The sequence below is a fragment of the Rhizobium sp. BR 314 genome (assembly GCF_047445805.1).
Classification (GTDB): domain Bacteria; phylum Pseudomonadota; class Alphaproteobacteria; order Rhizobiales; family Rhizobiaceae; genus Rhizobium; species Rhizobium lusitanum_B.
This window is the reverse complement of record NZ_JARWLA010000031.1, coordinates 1-19875: the sequence shown is the minus strand read 5'-3', so window position 1 is coordinate 19875 and position 19875 is coordinate 1. Positions and strand designations below refer to the sequence as shown.

The 19875-nt window shown below is 58.6% G+C and carries 21 protein-coding genes, 1 tRNA gene and 1 pseudogene; 16 read left to right on the top strand and 7 right to left on the bottom strand.

The annotated features are described in order from the left end of the window. Positions 1-8: 8 nt before the first annotated feature. The 5 genes from QD461_RS27840 to QD461_RS27820 all read right to left on the bottom strand — a co-directional run bounded on the left by QD461_RS27840 (position 9) and on the right by QD461_RS27820 (position 4225). Positions 9-146 (bottom strand): hypothetical protein, encoded by a 138-nt coding sequence (locus tag QD461_RS27840; protein WP_414090485.1) that lies wholly within the window; start codon positions 144-146, stop codon positions 9-11. A 360-nt stretch (positions 147-506) separates the two neighbouring features. Next, entirely contained in the window at positions 507-737 is a 231-nt protein-coding gene (locus QD461_RS27835) for a hypothetical protein (RefSeq protein ID WP_414090484.1), read from the bottom strand. A 1084-nt stretch (positions 738-1821) separates the two neighbouring features. Further along, a tRNA-Ser gene (locus tag QD461_RS27830) sits at positions 1822-1911 on the bottom strand. Between the two features lie 203 nt (positions 1912-2114). Next, entirely contained in the window at positions 2115-3311 is a 1197-nt protein-coding gene (locus tag QD461_RS27825; RefSeq protein ID WP_414090483.1) for a TCR/Tet family MFS transporter, read from the bottom strand. An 8-nt stretch (positions 3312-3319) separates the two neighbouring features. Beyond that, positions 3320-4225: an NADP-dependent oxidoreductase gene (locus QD461_RS27820; RefSeq protein ID WP_414090482.1), complete on the bottom strand. Its 906-nt coding sequence runs from the start codon at positions 4223-4225 to the stop codon at positions 3320-3322. A 155-nt stretch (positions 4226-4380) separates the two neighbouring features. Between QD461_RS27820 and QD461_RS27815 the strand changes: the two genes are divergently transcribed. Then, positions 4381-5019 (top strand): TetR/AcrR family transcriptional regulator, encoded by a 639-nt coding sequence (locus QD461_RS27815; protein WP_414090481.1) that lies wholly within the window; start codon positions 4381-4383, stop codon positions 5017-5019. A 179-nt stretch (positions 5020-5198) separates the two neighbouring features. On the opposite strand, the gene QD461_RS27810 is transcribed toward QD461_RS27815, so the two are convergent. Further along, on the bottom strand, positions 5199-6089 hold the full coding sequence (locus tag QD461_RS27810) for a LysR family transcriptional regulator (RefSeq protein WP_414090480.1): 891 nt from the start codon (positions 6087-6089) through the stop codon (positions 5199-5201). 118 nt (positions 6090-6207) lie between these two features. On the opposite strand from QD461_RS27810, the gene QD461_RS27805 reads away from it, so the two are divergent. The 9 genes from QD461_RS27805 (at position 6208) to QD461_RS27765 (ending at position 14257) form a co-directional block, all read left to right on the top strand. Continuing rightward, the gene (locus tag QD461_RS27805) at positions 6208-6933 is read left to right on the top strand and encodes an SDR family oxidoreductase (RefSeq protein WP_414090479.1); all 726 of its coding nucleotides are present in this window, start codon (positions 6208-6210) and stop codon (positions 6931-6933) included. A gap of 83 nt (positions 6934-7016) precedes the next feature. Further along, entirely contained in the window at positions 7017-7289 is a 273-nt protein-coding gene (locus QD461_RS27800; RefSeq protein WP_414090478.1) for an Atu4866 domain-containing protein, read from the top strand. Positions 7290-7541: 252 nt separating this feature from the next. Next, the gene (locus QD461_RS27795) at positions 7542-8168 is read left to right on the top strand and encodes a flavodoxin family protein (RefSeq protein ID WP_414090477.1); all 627 of its coding nucleotides are present in this window, start codon (positions 7542-7544) and stop codon (positions 8166-8168) included. Continuing rightward, positions 8165-9037: a sigma-70 family RNA polymerase sigma factor gene (locus QD461_RS27790; protein ID WP_414090476.1), complete on the top strand. Its 873-nt coding sequence runs from the start codon at positions 8165-8167 to the stop codon at positions 9035-9037. The genes QD461_RS27795 and QD461_RS27790 overlap by 4 nt, the downstream gene beginning before the upstream one ends. A gap of 79 nt (positions 9038-9116) precedes the next feature. Next, positions 9117-9620: an N-acetyltransferase family protein gene (locus QD461_RS27785; RefSeq protein ID WP_414090475.1), complete on the top strand. Its 504-nt coding sequence runs from the start codon at positions 9117-9119 to the stop codon at positions 9618-9620. 321 nt (positions 9621-9941) lie between these two features. Then, on the top strand, positions 9942-11114 hold the full coding sequence (locus QD461_RS27780; protein ID WP_414090474.1) for a septal ring lytic transglycosylase RlpA family protein: 1173 nt from the start codon (positions 9942-9944) through the stop codon (positions 11112-11114). Between the two features lie 69 nt (positions 11115-11183). After that, positions 11184-12395: a D-alanyl-D-alanine carboxypeptidase family protein gene (locus tag QD461_RS27775; protein WP_414090473.1), complete on the top strand. Its 1212-nt coding sequence runs from the start codon at positions 11184-11186 to the stop codon at positions 12393-12395. A gap of 150 nt (positions 12396-12545) precedes the next feature. After that, positions 12546-13229: a dTMP kinase gene (gene tmk, locus QD461_RS27770; RefSeq protein ID WP_414090472.1), complete on the top strand. Its 684-nt coding sequence runs from the start codon at positions 12546-12548 to the stop codon at positions 13227-13229. Beyond that, entirely contained in the window at positions 13226-14257 is a 1032-nt protein-coding gene (locus QD461_RS27765) for a DNA polymerase III subunit delta' (RefSeq protein ID WP_414090471.1), read from the top strand. Before tmk ends, QD461_RS27765 begins: the two co-directional genes overlap by 4 nt. 51 nt (positions 14258-14308) lie before the next feature. Here the strand turns inward: QD461_RS27765 and QD461_RS27760 are convergent, their stop codons facing one another. Continuing rightward, positions 14309-15109 carry a sulfite exporter TauE/SafE family protein gene (locus tag QD461_RS27760; RefSeq protein WP_414090470.1) on the bottom strand — a complete coding sequence of 267 codons (801 nt, stop codon included), beginning with the start codon at positions 15107-15109 and terminating at the stop codon, positions 14309-14311. Between the two features lie 249 nt (positions 15110-15358). Here QD461_RS27760 and metG point away from each other — a divergent pair, with 249 nt between their 5' ends. The 6 genes and pseudogenes from metG to QD461_RS27730 all read left to right on the top strand — a co-directional run. Continuing rightward, on the top strand, positions 15359-16912 hold the full coding sequence (gene metG / locus QD461_RS27755; protein WP_414090469.1) for a methionine--tRNA ligase: 1554 nt from the start codon (positions 15359-15361) through the stop codon (positions 16910-16912). An 8-nt stretch (positions 16913-16920) separates the two neighbouring features. Next, the gene (locus tag QD461_RS27750; RefSeq protein ID WP_414090468.1) at positions 16921-17703 is read left to right on the top strand and encodes a TatD family hydrolase; all 783 of its coding nucleotides are present in this window, start codon (positions 16921-16923) and stop codon (positions 17701-17703) included. Positions 17704-17707: 4 nt separating this feature from the next. Beyond that, on the top strand, positions 17708-18535 hold the full coding sequence (locus QD461_RS27745; RefSeq protein WP_414090467.1) for an MBL fold metallo-hydrolase: 828 nt from the start codon (positions 17708-17710) through the stop codon (positions 18533-18535). Further along, positions 18532-19023, top strand: a complete 492-nt coding sequence (locus tag QD461_RS27740) for a YbaK/EbsC family protein (protein ID WP_414090466.1) — start codon at positions 18532-18534, stop codon at positions 19021-19023. Before QD461_RS27745 ends, QD461_RS27740 begins: the two co-directional genes overlap by 4 nt. A gap of 63 nt (positions 19024-19086) precedes the next feature. Next, positions 19087-19566, top strand: coding sequence for an SRPBCC domain-containing protein (locus QD461_RS27735; protein WP_414090465.1), 480 nt, complete (start codon positions 19087-19089; stop codon positions 19564-19566). A gap of 159 nt (positions 19567-19725) precedes the next feature. After that, a pseudogene (locus QD461_RS27730) lies at positions 19726-19875 on the top strand (ISNCY family transposase); the annotation flags it as partial.

Genomic DNA, 19875 nt, shown 5'->3' with positions numbered 1-19875 from the left:
GGACCCGTTTATGGCGACTTCCCGTAGTACCAAAACTCGATGCGCTTTGCGTCGTCCACGCCGGCGCCGGTGACCGTCCACACGATATCGCCGTCCGGATCTTTCTTGCCGGCAATGATGACACCTTTCTCAGCCAGATGGTTCATTGTGGTTGCACCCGCGTCGGGGATGGCAACATGCGTTCGTGCATTGGGATGTCGCCATGCACGAGTTCCCGGCATTCTCTGGTTACAACGGCGTGCCCTCCAAGGCGGTGGCTGACAGTCACGCGAAGGCGCAATTCGAGCTCTTCAAGACAGCCAACCGGAAGCAGATTGGTCCTTCATAATTCGCCAAAACGAGTCTCCGGGCACATCCAAAACCGAAATCAAATTTCGCGTTAAAGTTTTCCCGGATGCACGTTTTATTATCCGTGCAGTAACCGTGCACTTCCGTGCGGAGACCCACGCACAGCGCTGCGTGGACGAAAATTCTCGAGGTGGTCGCAGCTACCGACTGCTTCGAATCTACAGTGCGTCAATCAACCGATGCACCTTTTCGGTTGCATAGACGATGTCCTCTCGGGGCAAATGCACCGTGATTTCAATCTCCTGCCATCGGCCACCATGATCTTTGGCGTAGCCGACAGCGGCCTTCAGAGATTTAAATTCGACTGCGGGAGCATCGGCAACCCAAAACTGCACGGTGCAATCCGCGTCAACGTAGTCCGAAAAGGCTTTGATTGGGTCTAGGGCCATGCGGTGAGCTTTATACCGTTGTCGGTTTGTTGGCTACTACGCGCGAAGCGGCATGGTCGACCGGGCAACAGCCGCAATTGCCGATTTAGGGCCGGGCGCATCTTGTCTCCAGCTGGACATATATCGCTCGCGCTGCGCCATGCGATACGCTAGAGCTACGCATGTTGCTTTTGGCTTCCAAAGCCAATTCGCCCGAATGGGCAACGAGATCTGAAAGGCCGGGACAAGCGGGCGTGGTTCTCGACAGCGATAAGAGAGAGCAACGCATAGCTCCGCACTTTCAGCGCAAATTCGAGGCGAATGCCGGCGAGACTTCGGCCTCCCCGAAGTGATATCGGGAAGGCTGAAGATCATGGCTTCTTCTGCTTGCTAGATTCGACGGCCCTTGCCCCAAGGGAAGGCGCTGCAGCAGGTGTGGCCTTGTCCTTCTTGGGTTTGCGGACCTCTTTATTGCTTTTAACTTGACCCTTGGCCATGGATTCCTCCTGTTTGCGATAATTGCTCATTACCGAGCAGCCGAGGAAAGAATGCAAGCTATATCTTGGCTTTCAGCTGTCAGGAGCGGCACCAATCGGGAAGGCGGACAGTTTTGTTCGTGAAGGTTGGGGTTTGTGTCCGGCCGTTCCTTCCCGACCAATTTCTCACGAGAGGATAATCCACCCCGTCAGCAATGGCGGGGTTTTTCTTGGCCCGTATTGGAGATTGCGATCGATGACGTCGCTGAATGCCCTATTTGCCATGCTGCAAATCGGTTACCGAAATGCTTCATGGATCACATTAGGCCTCGCCGACTCGGCCCCATTAGCAGGTGGAATATTGTTGCAGAGGACATGAAGCCATTTCACCCAGCGCATTTGTCGGAAAATTTTCGATGTGGGTATACGGTGCAGCCGATTCCCCACGTCCCGTTATTGCGGGAAGCGGTGGCCGCCAGCTGGATCGCTGGGCCTGGTCGGCAAATCGTTCCGTGACTGCTGAAGTTTTAAACCGCTATGTCGCTTTCCAGAAGCCACCAATTTCGGTTATGACAATCGTTGAATTTTCGCGCCATTTTTCAATAAATTGCAATAAAATCAACGCCATATGGCGGAAGAGGTGGGATTCGAACCCACGGTACGGTTTCCCGCACGCCGGTTTTCAAGACCGGTTCCTTAAACCACTCGGACACTCTTCCTGTCATAGCGGCGCAGCGCTTTATGAAAGTGGTTGGCTCGCTTTACCGCTATTCGGGCGGGAGCGTCAACCGGGCTGGAGCGCATATGCTACAACCAAATGCAAAGGAGACGGACCGCTTCCGATAATTCGTCCCCTTATGCAAGAATCAGGTCACGCGATTGTCGCCCAAAAGGGGGGGCTCGAAAGCCGCTGAAGCGCCTGTCAGGCATTCTCCGGCTTCGCGGATTGTGCAGCCCGCGTGCCGAGCAGGACCAGTGGGATGGCAACTGCATAAATGGCGACGACAGAGAGCCAGATGGCGCCTGGCCAATCCTTTTGGACGAGGAAATAGAATGTGGAGAACGCCAGCGGGCTGATGATCGTGGCAAGGCTGATGGCTGAGGTCAGCACGCCCTGCAGCTGACCCTGGCGGGTCTGATCGACCTGCCGTGTGGCGAGAGCCTGGAATGCCGGTGAACCGACCCCGGCAAGCGCGAAAATCGGCATGATGGCAAAGATCACCCAGCCCTGACTGGCGAAAGCCATGGCGACAAGCGCAATACACGCGCAGGCGATCCCGACGACGACGGCCCAGCGTTCGCCGAGGAACTTCGTCGCAGGGCCAGGCAGGAATATCTGCACCAGCGTTTGACAGACGCCGAATGCGCCAAGCGAGAGGCCGATCCAGAGACTGTTCCATCGGAACGTATCGAAGCCCCACAGCGCCCAGCACGTGCCGTAGGCTTCGCCCGTCGCGCTCAGGATAAAATAGACAAGGACAATCGGCATCAGCCCTTTCATCGAGAAAACCCAGCGCAGCGGCCGAAGCGGATTGAATGCGGCGAGATCGATCTTCTGACCTGACGGAGTGCGAGGTTCGGGGAGGACGAACAGGGCTATGAGCAAATTGCAGCCGTTCAGGACTGCAGCGGCAATGAAGGGAAGCCGCAGCCAACAATCGCCAAGCAATCCGCCGAGAACCGGTCCGACAATGAAGCCGACGCCGAACATCGCACTGAGAAGTCCGAACCTGCTGGCTCTTTTGTCTTCCGGCGAGATGTCGGTGATATAGGCGGTTGCCACGGAGGCATTCGCGCTCGTCAGGCCGGCGATGGCCCGACCGAGCAACAGCATCCAAAACTGCGGAGCGAACGCCATGATGACATAGTTGACTGCAGCGCCCGCCAGCGAAACGAGCAGTACGGGTCTGCGGCCGAGATTGTCGCTGAGCGCACCGAGCACGGGCGCGAAGGCGAACTGCATCGCGGCATAGAGCGCAGTCATCACGCCGACATAGGGCGCGATGTTCTGGCTATGGGTCACTTCCTCGAGAAGCCTCGGAAGAATTGGGAAGATGAGGCTTATGCCGACTGCATCGAGGCAGATTGCGGCGAAGATGACGATAAGGGGCTTGTTCATAGTCAACTTCAATCCAGGGAAATAACGAGCTTGCCCACGACGCGACCTCTGGCACTGACATCCTGTGCCAGTGCCGTCTGTTCAAGCGGGAAGGTCTGCTCGACACGCAGGTGGAAAAGACCCTCTGAGCAAAGCCGAGCCACATCGGCGAAAACCAACTGCGGATCCTTCGGAGGGCCATGGGAAAACTTCGCGCCGTATTCCTCCGCCGAGAAATCGGCCACGGAGAGAACCCGCGCGGGGTTGCCGACGATCGCGATCAATTCCGGGATCACCCCGGAGCCCGCGAGATCGAGGGCAGCACCGACGCCATTTGGCGCGAGTGCCTTGACGCGCTCCGCGAGCCCCGGTCCGTAGGTCGTCGGGAGAGCGCCGAGGTCGCGCAGATAGTCGTGTTTGGGTGCGCTTGCCGTCCCGATGACGATGATCCCGCGCAGGCGAGCCAACTGGATCACGCCAGTACCTATTCCGCCCGCAGCACCGCTCACCAGTAGCGTTTGGCCGGTTTCGATACCGACTTCGTCAAGAGCACGCGTCGCTGTATCGATGATGACAGGCAGCCCGCTCGCAACCTCGAATGACACACCGTCCAGCTTGTGCGCCCAGTGGGTGAGAAGCGCAAACTGAGCCATCGTATTCTCGCCGAAGCCGAAAACCGCATCGCCGATCGAGACGTCCAAAACGCCTTCGCCAATCTCATCGACGATGCCGGACGCTTCGACGCCGAAGCCTGCGGGAAAGATCACGTCTTCGAAATCGCGATATCGCCCATCCCGACGCTTCCAGTCGGAAGGATTGACGCCGGCCGCGCGGACAAGGATCCGCACCTGGCCTGGGCCGACATGCGGCTCATCAATCTCGACCACGCGAACGACTTCGAGGCCGCCATATTCGTTGAACTGCGCTGCCTTCATGTTTCGCTCCTTTCGGCGTGCCGCCCCCAAGATCGGGCGAATTAATCCGTATCGAATACAAATATGTACCAAGTATACATTTTGATACGACCAACAAAAGTGTTCGTCAATATGAAATATGTACTCGGTACAAAAATCCTGCTATCGACGTCGGCATGACAACGACAACCGATCGACGAACCCGTAAGCGTCTTGCCACACGGCAAAACATCTCCAATGTCGCGACCCACCTCTTTCTCGAGCGTGGCTTCGATCATGTGACGGTGGATGAAATCGCCACTGCCGCCGACGTCGGGCGGATGACGGTCTTCAATCACTTCCCCCGGAAGGAAGACATGTTCTTCGACCGCGACGAGGAGGCGAGGGAGATGCTGCGCGACGTCTTGCGGCAACGCGACGAAAGCATCGCCCCCATCGAGGCATACCGTCTGCTCGCGCATCGGCTCGTTGCGGAACAGCATCCTGCCGTCAATTTCTCCGCTCGCAGCCAAGGATTTATCGAGACGATAGAGGGGAGCGAAACCCTCAAGGCCCGGGTGAGGGCGATCCGCGACGAGATCGCTCATGTCGTGATGACGGCGCTAGCGGAAAGTGCAGGGCAACAACCCGACGATCCCGATGCCAAACTGGCCGCGAGCCTGCTTCTGGCAACGTGGACCGTCGCTTTCATCCAGGCGCACCAGACGTTTCGGCAGAAGCGCGATACCAAGCGCGCGACGGATGCATTTCTAGCCATCATCGACAAAGGAGCGGTGGGCCAGAAAGCCGCCTTGGCCGGCACGCCCTACTCGTGATGGCCCAGTACGCGCAATGCGTGTTTTCGGCATGTGGTATTATTGACAAAAAATAAGCTACGCATATTGTTAGCTGGCTTCAGTCAGATTTGACCCCTGACCTGGCAAATGTGGCCCGGCCGTCTCCAGCGATCGGGCCACTTCATTTCCCCATTTCGAACCTGCCGAACTACCAAACGCTACCTCCGATGTTGCATATGGCTGACTAGAGCACGCAGCTTGGGCGCCATATGGCGACGGCTTGGATAGTAGAGGTAGAAGCCGGAAAAGCGGGGGCTGAAGTTTTCGAGAACGGCCACAAGTTCGCCCCGTTCGATGTAGGGGCGAAAACTCTCCTCCATGCCAAAGCTGATTCCGGCGCCGGCTACGGCAAGCTTGCTCATCAATGCCATGTCGTTCGTGGTGATTTCCGGCGCGACGGCGACGCTGAACTCCTTGCCATCCTCAGCGAATTCCCAACGGTATGGCGCGACCCCGGGTGCAGGGCGCCAGCCTATACACCTTTTGGTGACAAGCTCACCGGGATGGGCAGGCGCGCCGAAGCGTTGCAGATATTGCGGCGAGCAAACGGCCAGTTGACGCTCATCGCCGGCAACGGGCACTGCAATCATATCCTGTTCGATTACCTCGCCGAGCCGGACGCCCGCATCATAGCCCTCGGCGACGATGTCGAACTCATCATCCGTGACAGTGATATCGAGCTGAACTTCCGGATTGGCCTCAGCGAATCCTGCTAGGAAAGGCCCCGACAAAAATCGCTCCGCAATGGACGAAACGGCAAGGCGCAACTGCCCGCGTGGCGGCCCGCGCAGGTTTCCGGCAGCCTCAGTTGCCGCGCGCATTTCGGCAATCGCAGGCGCTATATCGCCAAAAAGTCTGTCGCCGGCCTCGGTAAGGCTGACGCTGCGGGTTGTACGCAGCACCAGCGCGATGCCGAGCGTCTCTTCCAGCCGCCTGACCGTCTGGCTCACCGCTGATCTTGTAACGCCCATGCGCTCTGCCGCCGCGCGAAAACTTCGCTCCTCGGCAACGAGCGCAAACACTGCAAGTGCATTGAGGTCTGTTTCCATTGGTTAGCACAGCTTTCCATTGAGGTAAAAAATGATCGCCTTATCGCAACAATGAAGCGGATCTACCTTCCTGGCAACTGCTGCGGCAGTTCGAACAGCAATCAGGAAGGAAATGAATATGTCCCTCGACAAAGTCGTCCTCATCACCGGCGCCTCAAGCGGCATCGGCGCCGGAATTGCCCGGGAACTCGGGATGGCCGGAGCCAAGCTCATGCTCGGTGCACGGCGTACGGGTAGAATCGAAGCGCTGGCAAACGAGATCCGCGAAAGCGGCGGAGAGGCAGCAACGCGGCGTCTCGATGTGACCGATCGCGTGGATGTGGCCGCCTTTACCGAGGCGGCGCGGAGAAACTTCGGCCGCATCGACGTAATCGTCAACAATGCCGGCGTCATGCCGCTGTCGCTGATGGCATCGTTGAAAGTCGACGAATGGGACCGGATGATCGACGTCAACATCAAGGGCGTGCTCTACGGTATCGCGGCTGTATTGCCCGAAATGACAGCCCGGGGCTCCGGCCACATTATCAACATCGCATCCATAGGCGCGCTGTCTGTTTCGCCCACCGCCGCAGTCTATTGCGCTACCAAATATGCGGTGCGCGCCATCTCGGATGGCTTGCGGCAGGAGAATGAAAATATTCGCGTTACCTGCATTCATCCCGGTGTGGTGGAAAGCGAGCTCGCTGACACGATCACCGATCCCGTCGCTGCGGAGATGATGAAGACCTATCGCTCCATTGCTCTCCAGCCCGACGCGATCGGACGAGCGGTTCGCTATGCGATCGAACAGCCGGACGAGGTCGACGTCAACGAGATCGTCATCCGGCCAACACGCACACGATGAGGCGGTCGCGACGGCCAGCCATCGCTGCCGGGCTTCTTGCCTGCGCAGCTATCATCCTGTCCATCCAGAAAGGTCTCGCTAAGATGAATGTCGAACGAAATTCCGATACGCAAGCGCCGGAGAACCACCCTTATGCCGGAATGTGGGTTACAGCCGATGGCTATATCCGTCACAACCTGCTTGCAAACGGCCGCTACGACGAGGCGCGCGGCAAGCGAGAGAACGCCTATCAGGGGCGCTATGTCGTTCGCGGCGATCATATCGACTATTGGGACGACACCGGCTTTACCGCCGACGGAACATTCGTTGACGGCGTGCTGCACCATGCCGGCATGATCCTCTATCGGCTGGAATAGCGACGAGGTAGCTGGCCGCGGAGCATTTCCGTTTCAACCGAAGTCACGGAAATGCTCCGGCTCCCGTTGAGTCAAGCAACTCCAGACGCGAAAGCCACTGCAAAGGTCTGTGGGAGTTGCGATTGCTGGAACCAGATCTCGATAAAGCCGACCACCTTCCAAATATTGAAAAGAAAAGTTCGCGGCGCATGTCACAGACGATGCCTCTGCCTTGTCTTAGCTTCGAAACACCATCTTTCATTGGAGACAACAATGGTCCGCCAGCGTATCGCAATCGTTTATCACACGGGCTACGGACACACCGGTCGCCAGGCCGAAGCTGTCGGGGCAGGGGTCGAGCAAATCGACGGCGTCGAGGCGATGCTCTTATCCGTCGATAAGGTCGAACGGCATTGGGACGATCTTCATGCCTGCGAAGCGATCATTTTCGGCTCGCCGACCTATATGGGTGCGGTCTCGGCACCCTTCAAAGCATTCCAGGAAAAGACGTCGAGCGCCGTCCTATCCAAGGGTTTTCTTTGGAAAGACAAGATTGCAGCCGGCTTCACCACGTCAGGGTCACGATCCGGCGACAAGCTTTCGACACTCATCCAGCTGGCCATTTTCGCCGCGCAGCATGGCATGCATTGGGTCGGTCTCGATCTGCCGCCGGCCAACTGTTCATCGACAGGCTCCGAGGCGGATATGAACAGGCTTGGCTTCTGGCTCGGAGCCGGCGCGCAGGCGAATGTCGATGAAGGTCCAGACACCGCGCCGCCCGAAGCCGATCTCGCGACGGCACGCTATCTGGGGCGACGCGTCGCACTAACGACGCTACAATTCGTTCGAGGCCGCCAAATCATGGCAGCGCCATCTCAATACGCTCTTGCGCCCCAATGACCGAAACATCCGCCGACCCAACCTTTTCAGATTTGCGCCCGCGTCTCATCCGGCTTGCCTACCGGATGCTTGGATCGGTAGCGGATGCCGAGGACATTGTGCAGGAAGCCTGGCTGCGCTGGCTCGCGACCGATCATGTGTCGGTTCGCGAACCAGCCGCATTTATGCGAACCGTTGTCACCAGGCTTTGTCTGAATGAGCTGAAATCGGCACGGCGCCGACGCGAAGCCTATGTGGGGCCTTGGCTGCCCGAGCCGATCTTCGATCCGCAGGACGATGACGCGACCGATGATGTGACACTGCCGCTGATGTTGGCGCTGGAACGCCTGTCGCCGCTGGAGCGGGCTGCGTTCCTTCTCCACGATGTATTCGGCGTGGATTTCGAGGAGGTGGCACTGGCAATCGATCGTGAAGCCGCTGCCTGCCGCAAGTTGGCGAGCCGGGCGAGGGCGCATATCGTCGATGCCCGCCCTCGCTTTGCGATCGGGCGAGAGCAGGGGCTCAAGTTCGCCGCCGCCTTCTTCACCGCATCGAGAACCGGCGATATGGCTGCACTTCGCACTATGCTCTCGGAGGAGGTCGTCGCCTACGCGGACGGAGGCGGCAAAGTGGCGGCGTCACGGCGACCTCTTATCGGGATCGAGGCGGTCATGTTGCGTCACGAGCAGATGGCGCGACTTTTCCTCGTGCAACCCTCGCGACTGATCCGCTATGCCATTATCGATGGCTTGCCGGGTTTCCTTACGATGGAAGGCGGCAATGTGGTGCAGACGACGGCGCTGCATATCGAGGAGGAAAGGGTCGTTGCCATCTTTTGCACGCGCAATCCCGACAAGCTGCGCCACGTAGCAAGCACAACGGCGCATTGATTGTTGACGCGCCGAGTGGCGGGATGCGAGATCGCATTTCCACCGGCGTCGGAAAAGCATCCACCTGAAAGGAATAGCCATGCAGCGCTTCAGCATACGTCGCCTGGAGCGCGGCGATGCACTCGCGTTTAGCGACATCCGTCTCGAAGGCCTGTCTCGCCACCCCGAAGCCTTCGGCGCCTCCTATGAGGACGAAATCCTATATACTGAGACGCAAGTCGCCGACCGGATTGCAAACAATATCATCTTTGGCGGCTTCGCCGATGACGGCGCGCTCTTGGGTGCCATCGGCGTAGGTCGATCCAGCGCCGCGAAATTGCGGCACATCGCGTCTATCTGGGGAATGTATGTCCGGCCAAAGGCGCGAGGAACAGGGCTTTCGAGCCTGCTGATGGGCACCGCCGTCGATGAAGCCAAAGCGACATGCCGTTCGATAAGGCTCTGCGTCGTTTCCTCCAACAAGGCGGCCATTCGCCTCTACGAAACCTTCGGCTTCAAGGCGTGGGCAACCGAACGCGAAGCGCTGAAGGTCGGCGATGTCTACCACGACGAGATATTGATGCGCCTCGATACAGATGGCTGAACGGCTGTCTGGTTCCTGACCACCCGCCTTCGAACAGAAGCAAGAATTCGCTCTCATCTGTTCCGAGCTGGGACCTGCGGTATCAATCATAGAGTTGCGGCATAGACCATCACAGGCATATCCAAAGATTGCCTGCGCTTTACCGTTGATTAACCACGATCTTCAGAATTTCTCCTGTGCGCTTAATTTGCATCGCAAAATCGCCAAACTACAATCATGATTAAAGTACCGTTAGGTGATTGAGGCGTAGCAGGATACCGGAACGAGGGAAGTACTGGTCGGCAGACCTTCGTCAAAGTAATGAGTAGCGGCGTGGGACAGATGAAATTCGAAAATCGTGCGATGACATACGCAACGGGTATGCGTTGGTTTGCTCTCTCACTGATGTGCGCAACCATCACGGCCTGCGGAACAACTCAGAAGGTCGCCAGCAAGCGCCAGCACGGCAAGGAATATTTCTCCGAGAAGGAATACGGCGTTAAGGCCAGCCCTCGCGTCGTCAACAACGGCCCGGTGCCGAAGGGCGGCGGCCGCTTCATGGTCGGCAATCCCTATCAGGTGAAGGGCAAGTGGTATTATCCCAAGGAAGACTTCGGCTATAACAAGGTCGGTATCGCGTCCTGGTACGGTTCCGCCTTTCACGGCCGTTTGACGGCTAATGGCGAAGTTTACGACCAGCAGTCGTTAACGGCTGCCCATCCGACATTCCCGCTGCCAAGCTATGCGCGCGTCACGAACGTCGAGACAGGCTCTTCCATTATCGTTCGTGTCAACGATCGCGGCCCGTACCATCCCGGCCGCATCATCGACCTTTCCAACAAGACCGCGCAGATGCTCGACCTGCAGCACAGCGGTACGGGTGACGTGCGCGTGCAATATGTCGGCCGCGCCCGCATGGACGGCCATGACGATCCCTACCTGATGGCCTCCTACATCCCCAAGGGTTCGCGCCTGCCGAGCATCAATCCCGGCGGCCAGATTGCGAGCGGCGTGATGGTCGCGTCTGCGGGCCGGATGACTGCCGATCAACTGCCGGATTCGTATACGCCGACGCCGATGCGCGCCACGCGTCAGCAGCGCAGTTTCGAGTCGACGCCGGCGATCGCTCCCATTCCGCGCCAATCGCCCTATTCGGCAACAGCTTTCGCCGATACTCCGAAGGCTGCCTCCAACAACGACAAGCGCAATAACTTGCCGCCGATGACCTGGAATGGCGGCCCGATGCCGACCGCAGAAGCGGCCGAGCCCACCATGATCGTTTTGCCGCAGATCGGACCCATCCCCTATGAGCGTCCGGGTTCCTCGCGCCGCATGGCAAGCCTTGGCGATCAGTCGTTCGGTTCTACGGTTGCCGCCTATCAGAATGCTCCGGTCAAGACAGTCTATGTCGACCTGGCTTTCGATGCCGTCATGGTTCGTAACGATGGCCTGACGCAGGAGTCCATCCTCTCGGCTTATCGCCGCCAGCATCAGGGCACGACGCAGACAGATTGATCAGCGCCGTTGCCTGAATCTTCACCTATCACTAAAATAATAGTGCGGTGATCGGATTGCGGGGACGGTATGCCAAAGCGCTTGATTCTTTTGTTCCTTTTTGTCCTTAGCATCGGCCGTGCAGTTGCCGAGGCTCAGCCCGCCGTTCCCGGCGCTTTCGATACGAAAGCAGCGCAGGCTTTCATGATCGAGGGCTCCACCGGCACGATCCTCCTTGCCAAAAACGAGGATCAACCGATCTCTCCTGCCTCGCTTGCCAAGCTTATGACGCTGGACGTTATCTACGATGCCGTCAGGCGGGGGGAGATCTCGCTCGATACCGAATATCCCGTGTCGGAAAATGCCTGGAGAACGGGCGGAGCTCCATCGCGCGCATCGACGATGTTCGCTGCGTTGAAGTCGCGCGTCCGGGTCGGGGATCTCATCCAGGGCGTGGCGGTCCAGCAAGCAAATGACAGCTGTATCGTGCTGGCCGAAGGCCTTTCTGTCAGCGAACGCGAATTTGCCCGACGCATGACGGCGCGCGCGCGTGAGATCGGCATGCCGCGGGCGACATTCACGAATTCCACCGGCCTGCCCGATGCAAACGACCCGAACAGCGGCGGCAAAATCTCGATGCGCGAACTGGTGACCCTGGCGCAGGACCTGCAGCTGAAGCATACTGACCTCTACAAGTATTTCGGCCAGGCGGATTTCACCTGGAACAAGATTTATCAGCGCAACAAGAACCCATTGCTGCTGCTCAATATTGGTGTCGATGGCCTTGGACTGGGTTTTGCCGAGGGCGAGGGGTTTTCCATCGTCGCCTCGGTGGAACGCGACGGACGCCGGCTGTTTCTGGCGCTCGGCGGCCTGAAGAGCGACAAGGAACGCACGGAAGAAACCCGCCGTGTGCTTGAATGGGGCCTCAGCAACTTTAGGAGCCAGCGCCTGTTTAGCGGAAGCGAGGTGATTGGCGATGCCAGCGTCTATGGCGGCGCTCAATCAACCGTCAGCCTTGAGGCCAAGATCCCCGTCGACGTCTATGTTCCGATCGATACGCCGGACCGCCTTTCCGCGCGCATCGTTTACCGCTGGCCGCTCAGCGCTCCGGTCGTCACGGGTTATGAAGCCGGGACGCTGCGTGTGTTCCTCGGCGCTCGATTGGTTCGCGAATTGCCGCTCTATACAAAAGAATCAGTCGCTCGGGGCACACTCAGCCGCCGCGCCTTCGACGCCTTCATGGAATTGGCCGAATCCCTGCTCTTCTCCTGGCTGTGGGACAAACCCTTGCCGAGCTGACGCGCCGCTGCTCGCGAAATCCCTGTTTACACCCCATATAGAATGCAAGAGGCCGGCATATGCACGGTTCCACCCGAGAATGTCTTGGGTTAAACAGGATACATATCGCGTGCCGAGCGGCAGGCGCGCGACAAGTGCAGGACATGATCATTGGCTGATGCAAACGGATTATTCGTAAGCTTCGAAGGCGGGGAAGGGGCGGGAAAATCGACCCAGATCCGCCGTTTGGCCGAGCGCCTGCGGGAACGGGGCCACGAGGTGCTCGTCACACGCGAGCCTGGCGGATCACCGGGCGCGGAAGCCGTACGCCATGTTCTGCTCTCCGGCTCTGCCGAGGCGTTCGGCACGAGGATGGAGGCCATTCTATTCGCAGCCGCGCGAAACGACCACGTCGAGGAAGTCATTCGCCCGGCGCTCGCCCGTGGCACCATCGTCCTTTGCGATCGCTTCATGGATTCGTCGCGCGTCTATCAGGGCGTTACCGGCAATCTCGAGCCCGACTATATCGAGGCTCTGCAGAGAGTTGCCGTCAACGGCGTCGTTCCGGATTGCACGCTGATCCTCGACATACCCGCCGAGGTCGGGCTTGAGCGCGCGCGCAAACGCGCCTCCGCCGTCACGGCTCCAGATCGCTTCGAAAAGGAAGAGATGCAGACACATGAGAAGCGTCGCGAGGCTTTTCTCGATATCGCCGCACGCGAACCGGAACGCTGCCACGTGATCAACGCACAGCGTTCGGAGGACGCGATTGCCGGTGAAATCGCCGGGATCGTCGACCGACGACTCAGGCCCGCTGCGGACATTGTTGCCGAAGGATCGGAAGCGGCACAATGAGCGAAGAACGACCCGGCGTTCTGGAAGGTGCGATCGCGCCGCAGGACAATCCCAGACTCTTCGGCCACGACGACGCGGAAGCTTTTCTCGCGCAATCCTATCGTTCCGGCAAGGGCCATCACGCTATCCTGATCGAAGGGCCTGAGGGGATCGGCAAGGCGACGCTCGCCTTTCGCTTCGCCAACTACGTCCTTTCGCATCCTGATCCATCATCTGCGCCAGAGATCATCCCGGATCCCGATCCGGCGTCTCCTATCAGCCGGCAGATCTCCGGTGGCGCATCCCACAATTTGTTGCATCTGAGCCGCCCGGTCGATGAAAAGACCGGCAAGGTCAAATCCGCGATCACGGTGGACGAGGTGCGCCGTGCCGGAAAATTCTTCTCGCAGACCTCGGGAACCGGCAATTGGCGTATCGTCATCATCGACCCGGCCGACGATCTCAATCGGAATGCGGCCAACGCTATCCTGAAAATCCTTGAGGAGCCGCCGAAGCGCGCTTTATTCCTTGTGCTGTCGCATGCGCCGGGTCGGCTTTTGCCGACGATCCGCTCGCGCTGCCTGCCGCTGAAGCTCGCGCCGCTGGAAAACGAACCCTTGCGCTGGGCGCTCGAAAATCTCGGCGTGCCGTCGGGGCAGGGGAACGAATTGCTTCCGGCAGCCAAGGGCAGCGTCAGCGAGGCGCTCAAGCTCCTGAACTATGGCGGCGGGGAGATTATCGACGCCTACCGGCAGGTGCTTTCGACTGACGGACCTGCCGCGCGTAAAGCCATGCACCGCCTCGCCGATGCGCTTTCCGGCAAGGACAGCGACACGATCTTCGGCTTCTTCCTGTCCCATATCGGCGACGACATTGTTGAACGCGCGCGGGCCGCGGCTCTCGGCGGCTCTCTTGCAACGGCCGAAAGACTGGCGCGTCTCCATTCGGAGACAACCGAGCGGCTGAATATATCGCAGGCCTACAATCTCGATCGCAAGCAGACGCTCATCACCATTCTAAGCGAATTGAAGCAACAACTTTCCGCATAGATCGATTGCGCGCTTCCAGGCGGCAGCCGCGACGAGACTTGCAGAATTGCGTCAGGGCAGGATCAGCTTCCAGGCGACGACCGCCAGCGTCACGGCAAGGATGATGCGGACGGATCGCTCATGCAGGCGCGGCGCGAGCAGGCTGCCGGCGACAATGCCGGGAATCGACCCCACGAGCAGAGCAAACAGCATCGACCAGTTGATCTCACCGATGAACCAGTAGCCCATACCGCCGATCAGGGTCAGCGGTACGGCGTGGACGATATCAGAGCCAACGATCTCGCGGACATCGGTCTGCGGATAGAGGACGAGCAGCACGGTCACGCCAAGCGCACCGGCACCAACCGATGTCATGGTGACGAGGGTGCCGAGCAAAAGACCCAGAATGATAGTCGCCAATGCAATGGTGCGCGGCGTCAGCTTGCCACGTTCGCCGCGCCATTTCCGTATGGCTTCCAGAATCTGACCGCGGAAGATCAGCATCAGCGACGTCAGGAGCAGAAGACAGCCCAGTGAGAGCGTGATGGCGTGCGCGACCGAAGGGCTTTCGCGATTGACGCCGGCCATGATCCACAGCATGAGCAAGGCTGCCGGCACACTACCGGAAGCGAGCAGGGCAACCACCTTCCAGTTGACGCGCCCATGAATGCCATGGACAGCCGTTCCCGCCGTCTTGGTGATTGCCGCGTAGAGCAGGTCCGTGCCAACAGCGGTTGCCGGATGCACCCCGAACAACAGCACCAGCAATGGCGTCATCAGCGACCCGCCGCCGACGCCCGTAATGCCGACCAGCATGCCGACGAAGAAGCCGGAAAATGAATAAAGCGGCTGATAGGTACTGAGAAAACTCAAAGCAACGGCCCCTTGAAGCCGCCGGACAGGCTTATTAAAAATTCTTTGAAATTCACGACCATCTCTGTCCTGCATTCCGATCCTTTGAAGGGGTAAAGGCGAGGCGGGAGTGAGTCAAGCAAGGCCCGCTTGTCGACATCCTATTGCTGCACCCGCGAAACTTGGTGTTTCGCTCCCGGCAAACATGCGCTAAAGCGAGCGGAGCACGCATAACAAAGACGCAACCGTAAAAACGGACCCTTGCCCGATATGACCGAAAAGACCCCGTTCTACATCACCACCGCAATCGCTTATCCCAATGGCAAGCCGCATATCGGCCATGCCTATGAACTGATTGCCACCGATGCCATGGCGCGCTTCCAGCGTCTGGATGGGCGCGACGTCTTTTTCCTGACGGGTACCGATGAGCACGGCCAGAAGATGCAGCAGACGGCGCGCGCCGAAGGCATCGAACCGCAGCAGCTCGCCAACCGCAATTCGGACGAATTCCAGGCGATGGGCAAGCTCCTGAACGCGTCTAACGACGACTTCATCCGCACGACTCAACCGCGTCACCACCAGACCTCGCAGAACATATGGAACCTGATGGCCGATGCCGGAGACATCTATAAGGATTCCTATGCCGGCTGGTATTCGGTGCGCGACGAAGCCTATTACCAGGAAAACGAAACCGAGCTGCGCGCCGATGGCGTGCGCTACGGACCGCAGGGCACGCCCGTCGAATGGGTTCAGGAGGAAAGCTATTTCTTCAAGCTCTCCGAATACCAGGACAAGCTACTGAAGCATTATGAGGAAAATCCGGACTTCATCGGACCGGCTGAGCGCCGCAACGAAGTCATCTCCTTCGTAAAGTCGGGCCTGAAGGATCTTTCCGTCTCGCGCACTACGTTCGACTGGGGCATCAAGGTGCCGAACGACCCGGCTCACGTGATGTATGTCTGGGTCGATGCGCTGACCAACTATCTGACGGCGACCGGCTATCTCGAGGATAAAAACAATCCTCGGGCGAAATACTGGCCGGCCGATCTCCATATTATCGGCAAGGACATCATCCGTTTCCACGCCGTCTACTGGCCGGCCTTCCTGATGTCGGCGAAGCTGCCGCTGCCGAAGCGCGTCTACGCCCACGGCTTCCTGCTCAACAAGGGCGAGAAGATGTCGAAGTCGCTCGGCAATGTCGTCGATCCGATCAACCTCGTGAACCACTTCGGCCTTGACCAAGTACGCTATTTCTTCCTGCGCGAAGTCTCCTTCGGCCAGGACGGCAGCTACAGCGAAGAGGCGATCGGCACGCGCATCAACTCCGACCTCGCAAACGGCATCGGCAACCTCGCCAGCCGCTCTCTGTCAATGATCGTCAAGAACTGCGAGGGACAGATTCCCGAATGCGGTCCGCTGACCGACGAGGATAAGGCGCTTCTGGCGCAGGCCGATGGGCTGCTGGCTTCGACGCGCGAAGACATGGGCAAGCAGCTTATCCATCGTGCGCTCGCCTCCATCATATCGGTGGTTTCCGAAACGGACCGCTATTTCGCAGGTCAGGAGCCCTGGGCGCTGAAGAAGACCGACCCTGCCCGGATGGCGACCGTGCTCTATGTCACGGCCGACGTGGTGCGCCAGATCGCCATTCTGCTGCAGCCGTTCATGCCGGAATCTTCGGGCAAGCTCTTGGATCTCATTGCTATTCCCGCAGACAAGCGTGATTTCGCAGCGCTCGGGGAGGCGGGTCGCCTCGTTGCCGGGACGCCACTGGAAGCACCGAAGCCGGTCTTCCCGCGCTACGTCGCACCGACTACCGAATAAGGTGTTCCATGCTGATCGATACGCATTGCCATCTGGATTTTGCTGACTTCGCGGAGGAGCGCGACGCGATCGTCGCGCGTGCACACGAACTCGGCGTCAAGCAGATGGTCACGATCTCGACCAGAGTTCGCAAGCTTGACGGGCTACTTGAGCTGACCGAGCGCTACCCATCGGTTTTCTGCTCCGTGGGCACGCATCCAAACAGCGCCGATCAGGAACTGGATATCCAGACCGAGGATCTTGTGCGGCTGGCAAACCAGCATAAGAAGATCGTCGCGATCGGTGAGGCGGGGCTCGATTACTTCTACGATACAGTCAAACCGGAAGACCAGAAGACCGGCTTCCTGCGGCATATCGCGGCGGCCCGCGAAACGCAGCTGCCGCTGGTCATTCATAGCCGCAGCGCGGACGATGACATGGCCGCGATCCTGGCGGAGGAAACCGGGAAGGGGGCTTTCCCCTTCATCCTCCATTGCTTCTCCGCCGGCCCTGCCCTTGCCCGCACGGGCGTCGAACTCGGAGGCTACATCTCCTTTTCCGGCATCCTGACCTTTCCGAAGTCGGAAGAGCTGCGCGACATCGCCAAGACGATCCCGCACGACCGATTGTTGGTCGAGACGGACGCGCCGTATCTGGCACCGAAGCGCTGGCGCGGCAAACGCAACGAACCATCCTATGTCGTCAACACTGCCGAAGTGCTGGCCGACACGATCGGCGTCAGCATGGCGGAAATAGCGGAGATCACTACGGCGAATGCCTTCCGCTGCTTCTCCAAGATGACAAGGGTCTGACGGCGTGACCTACCGGCGACGCTTCACCATTTTGGGCTGTTCCTCGTCGCCGGGCGTGCCGCGCATTACCGGCGATTGGGGTGCCTGCGATCCGAGAAATGCAAAGAACCGTCGCACGCGCGCGGCTTTCCTCGTTGAGCAAATCGCACCGGATGGCGGCATCACCACCGTCGTAATCGACACAGGACCGGATTTTCGCGAACAGATGATCCATGCCGGCGTCAGCTTCATCGACGCGGTGCTCTATACCCATGCGCATGCCGACCATATTCACGGCATCGACGATCTGCGCGGCTATTTCCACATCTCGAACGAGCGCATCCCGATCTATGCCGACCCACAGACGATGGACCGCATTCGCGAAGGCTTCCGCTACTGCCTGGAAACGCCGCCCGGCAGCAGCTATCCGCCGATCGTCCGGCCGGTATTGATCGAAGACCTTGAGAAAGGTTTCACCATTGATGGGGCAGGCGGGCCGATCCGCTTCTGGCCGCACAAGCAATTGCATGGCGATATCCACTCGCTGGGATTCCGCATTGGCAAGCTCGCTTATTGCAGCGATATCAGCGACTTCCCGCCGGAATCGGTAGAAAAAGTCGAAAATCTAGACGTCCTCATCATCGATGCTTTGCAATATCGGCCACATCCAAGCCATTTGTCGCTGGAACAATCGCTCGGCTGGATCGAGCGACTGAAGCCAAAACATGCCATCTTGACCCACATGCATACGCCGCTCGATTATGAAACCGTGCTGGCGGAGACGCCCGACCATGTCGAGCCAGCCTACGATCAGATGCAGATCGAGCTCGACGTGGAGGATGACGATCTATGAGCGAAGACAGCAAGAAGCTTTCAAGCCTGGAACGGGTCGAGCTTGCGGCACGGAACCTGGGTCTCGAAATCTCGATCAAGCGCATGGAGCAATCGACGAGGACGGCCGAGGAGGCTGCGAAAGCGGCCGACTGTGCCGTCGGCCAGATCGTCAAATCGCTGGTTTTCGTCAATGCGGACACGCATGGACTGACGCTGCTTCTCGTTTCCGGTGCGCATAATGCCGATACGGCCTATATTGCAGCAAGTTACGGAATTCGGCTGAAACGCGCCGATATCGACCGGGTTCGCGATGAAACCGGCTTTGCAATCGGCGGCGTAGGCCCGATCGGCCATCTGGTCGAGCTACCCGTCTTCATCGATGAAAGTCTTTTGGCTTATGATCAGGTCTGGTGTGCCGCAGGACGACCGGACAGCATTTTCGCATGCAATCCAACGCTTCTGGCGGAAAAGATTGCGGCAAAAATCATCCGTATCAAGGCAAGCTGAAGTTAGCAGCGCGCACTCGCTGTGTTCTCCTGATTGCCGCGGAACATCGTAAAGGAGGATGCGATGAGCCAAACTTCACACGAGAAAAGAACCGACACGGCATCAAGAATGATCCGTGCAACACCAAAGGCAATCTTTCAGGCGTTCATGGGCCCGGAGGCGTTGATCTCCTGGCTTCCGCCCAAAGGCATGACCGGCCAGATCATGACCTTTGAACCGTGTCGGGGCGGCAGCTATCGGCTGGCACTTCGCTACGACATTCCCGATCATTCGACACCCGGAAAGTCTTCCGAGCATTTGGACATCGTATCAGGTCGGTTCCTGGAGATCATTCCGGACGAGCGGATCGTTCAGGCCGTGAATTTCGAATCCGACGACACGGCATTCAACGGCACAATGGTCATAACCTGGTCGTTGGCCGAGACGCTATCAGGCACAAACGTCACCATAGTTTGTGAAGACGTTCCGAGCGGCATCAACAAGAAAGATCACGACGAAGGCTTGAAGTCGACCTTGGAAAATCTCGCCAACTATCTAGAATAAAAAGGAAAAGCGATTGGTCTGGCGGTTTAATTAAATGTAGTACGGTTCCATAATCTATCTTATCTGATCACATTATGTAGCCGCAAAGTTGAAGTGTCCTGTTTTTGCAAAGTTGGAATGTCACTCTCCCCGGGTTTTTGATGACCTGGGAGATTGCGGATGGGACTGATTGCGATGAGCGAGCGCGATCTGCAGCGGATCGAGATTTTGTCGAAGGTGATCGCCGGCCGCATGACGCTGGTGTCGGCGGCGCATGTGCTTGATCTGAGCACGCGCCAGGTCCGTCGTCTTCTGGATCGGATCAGCACT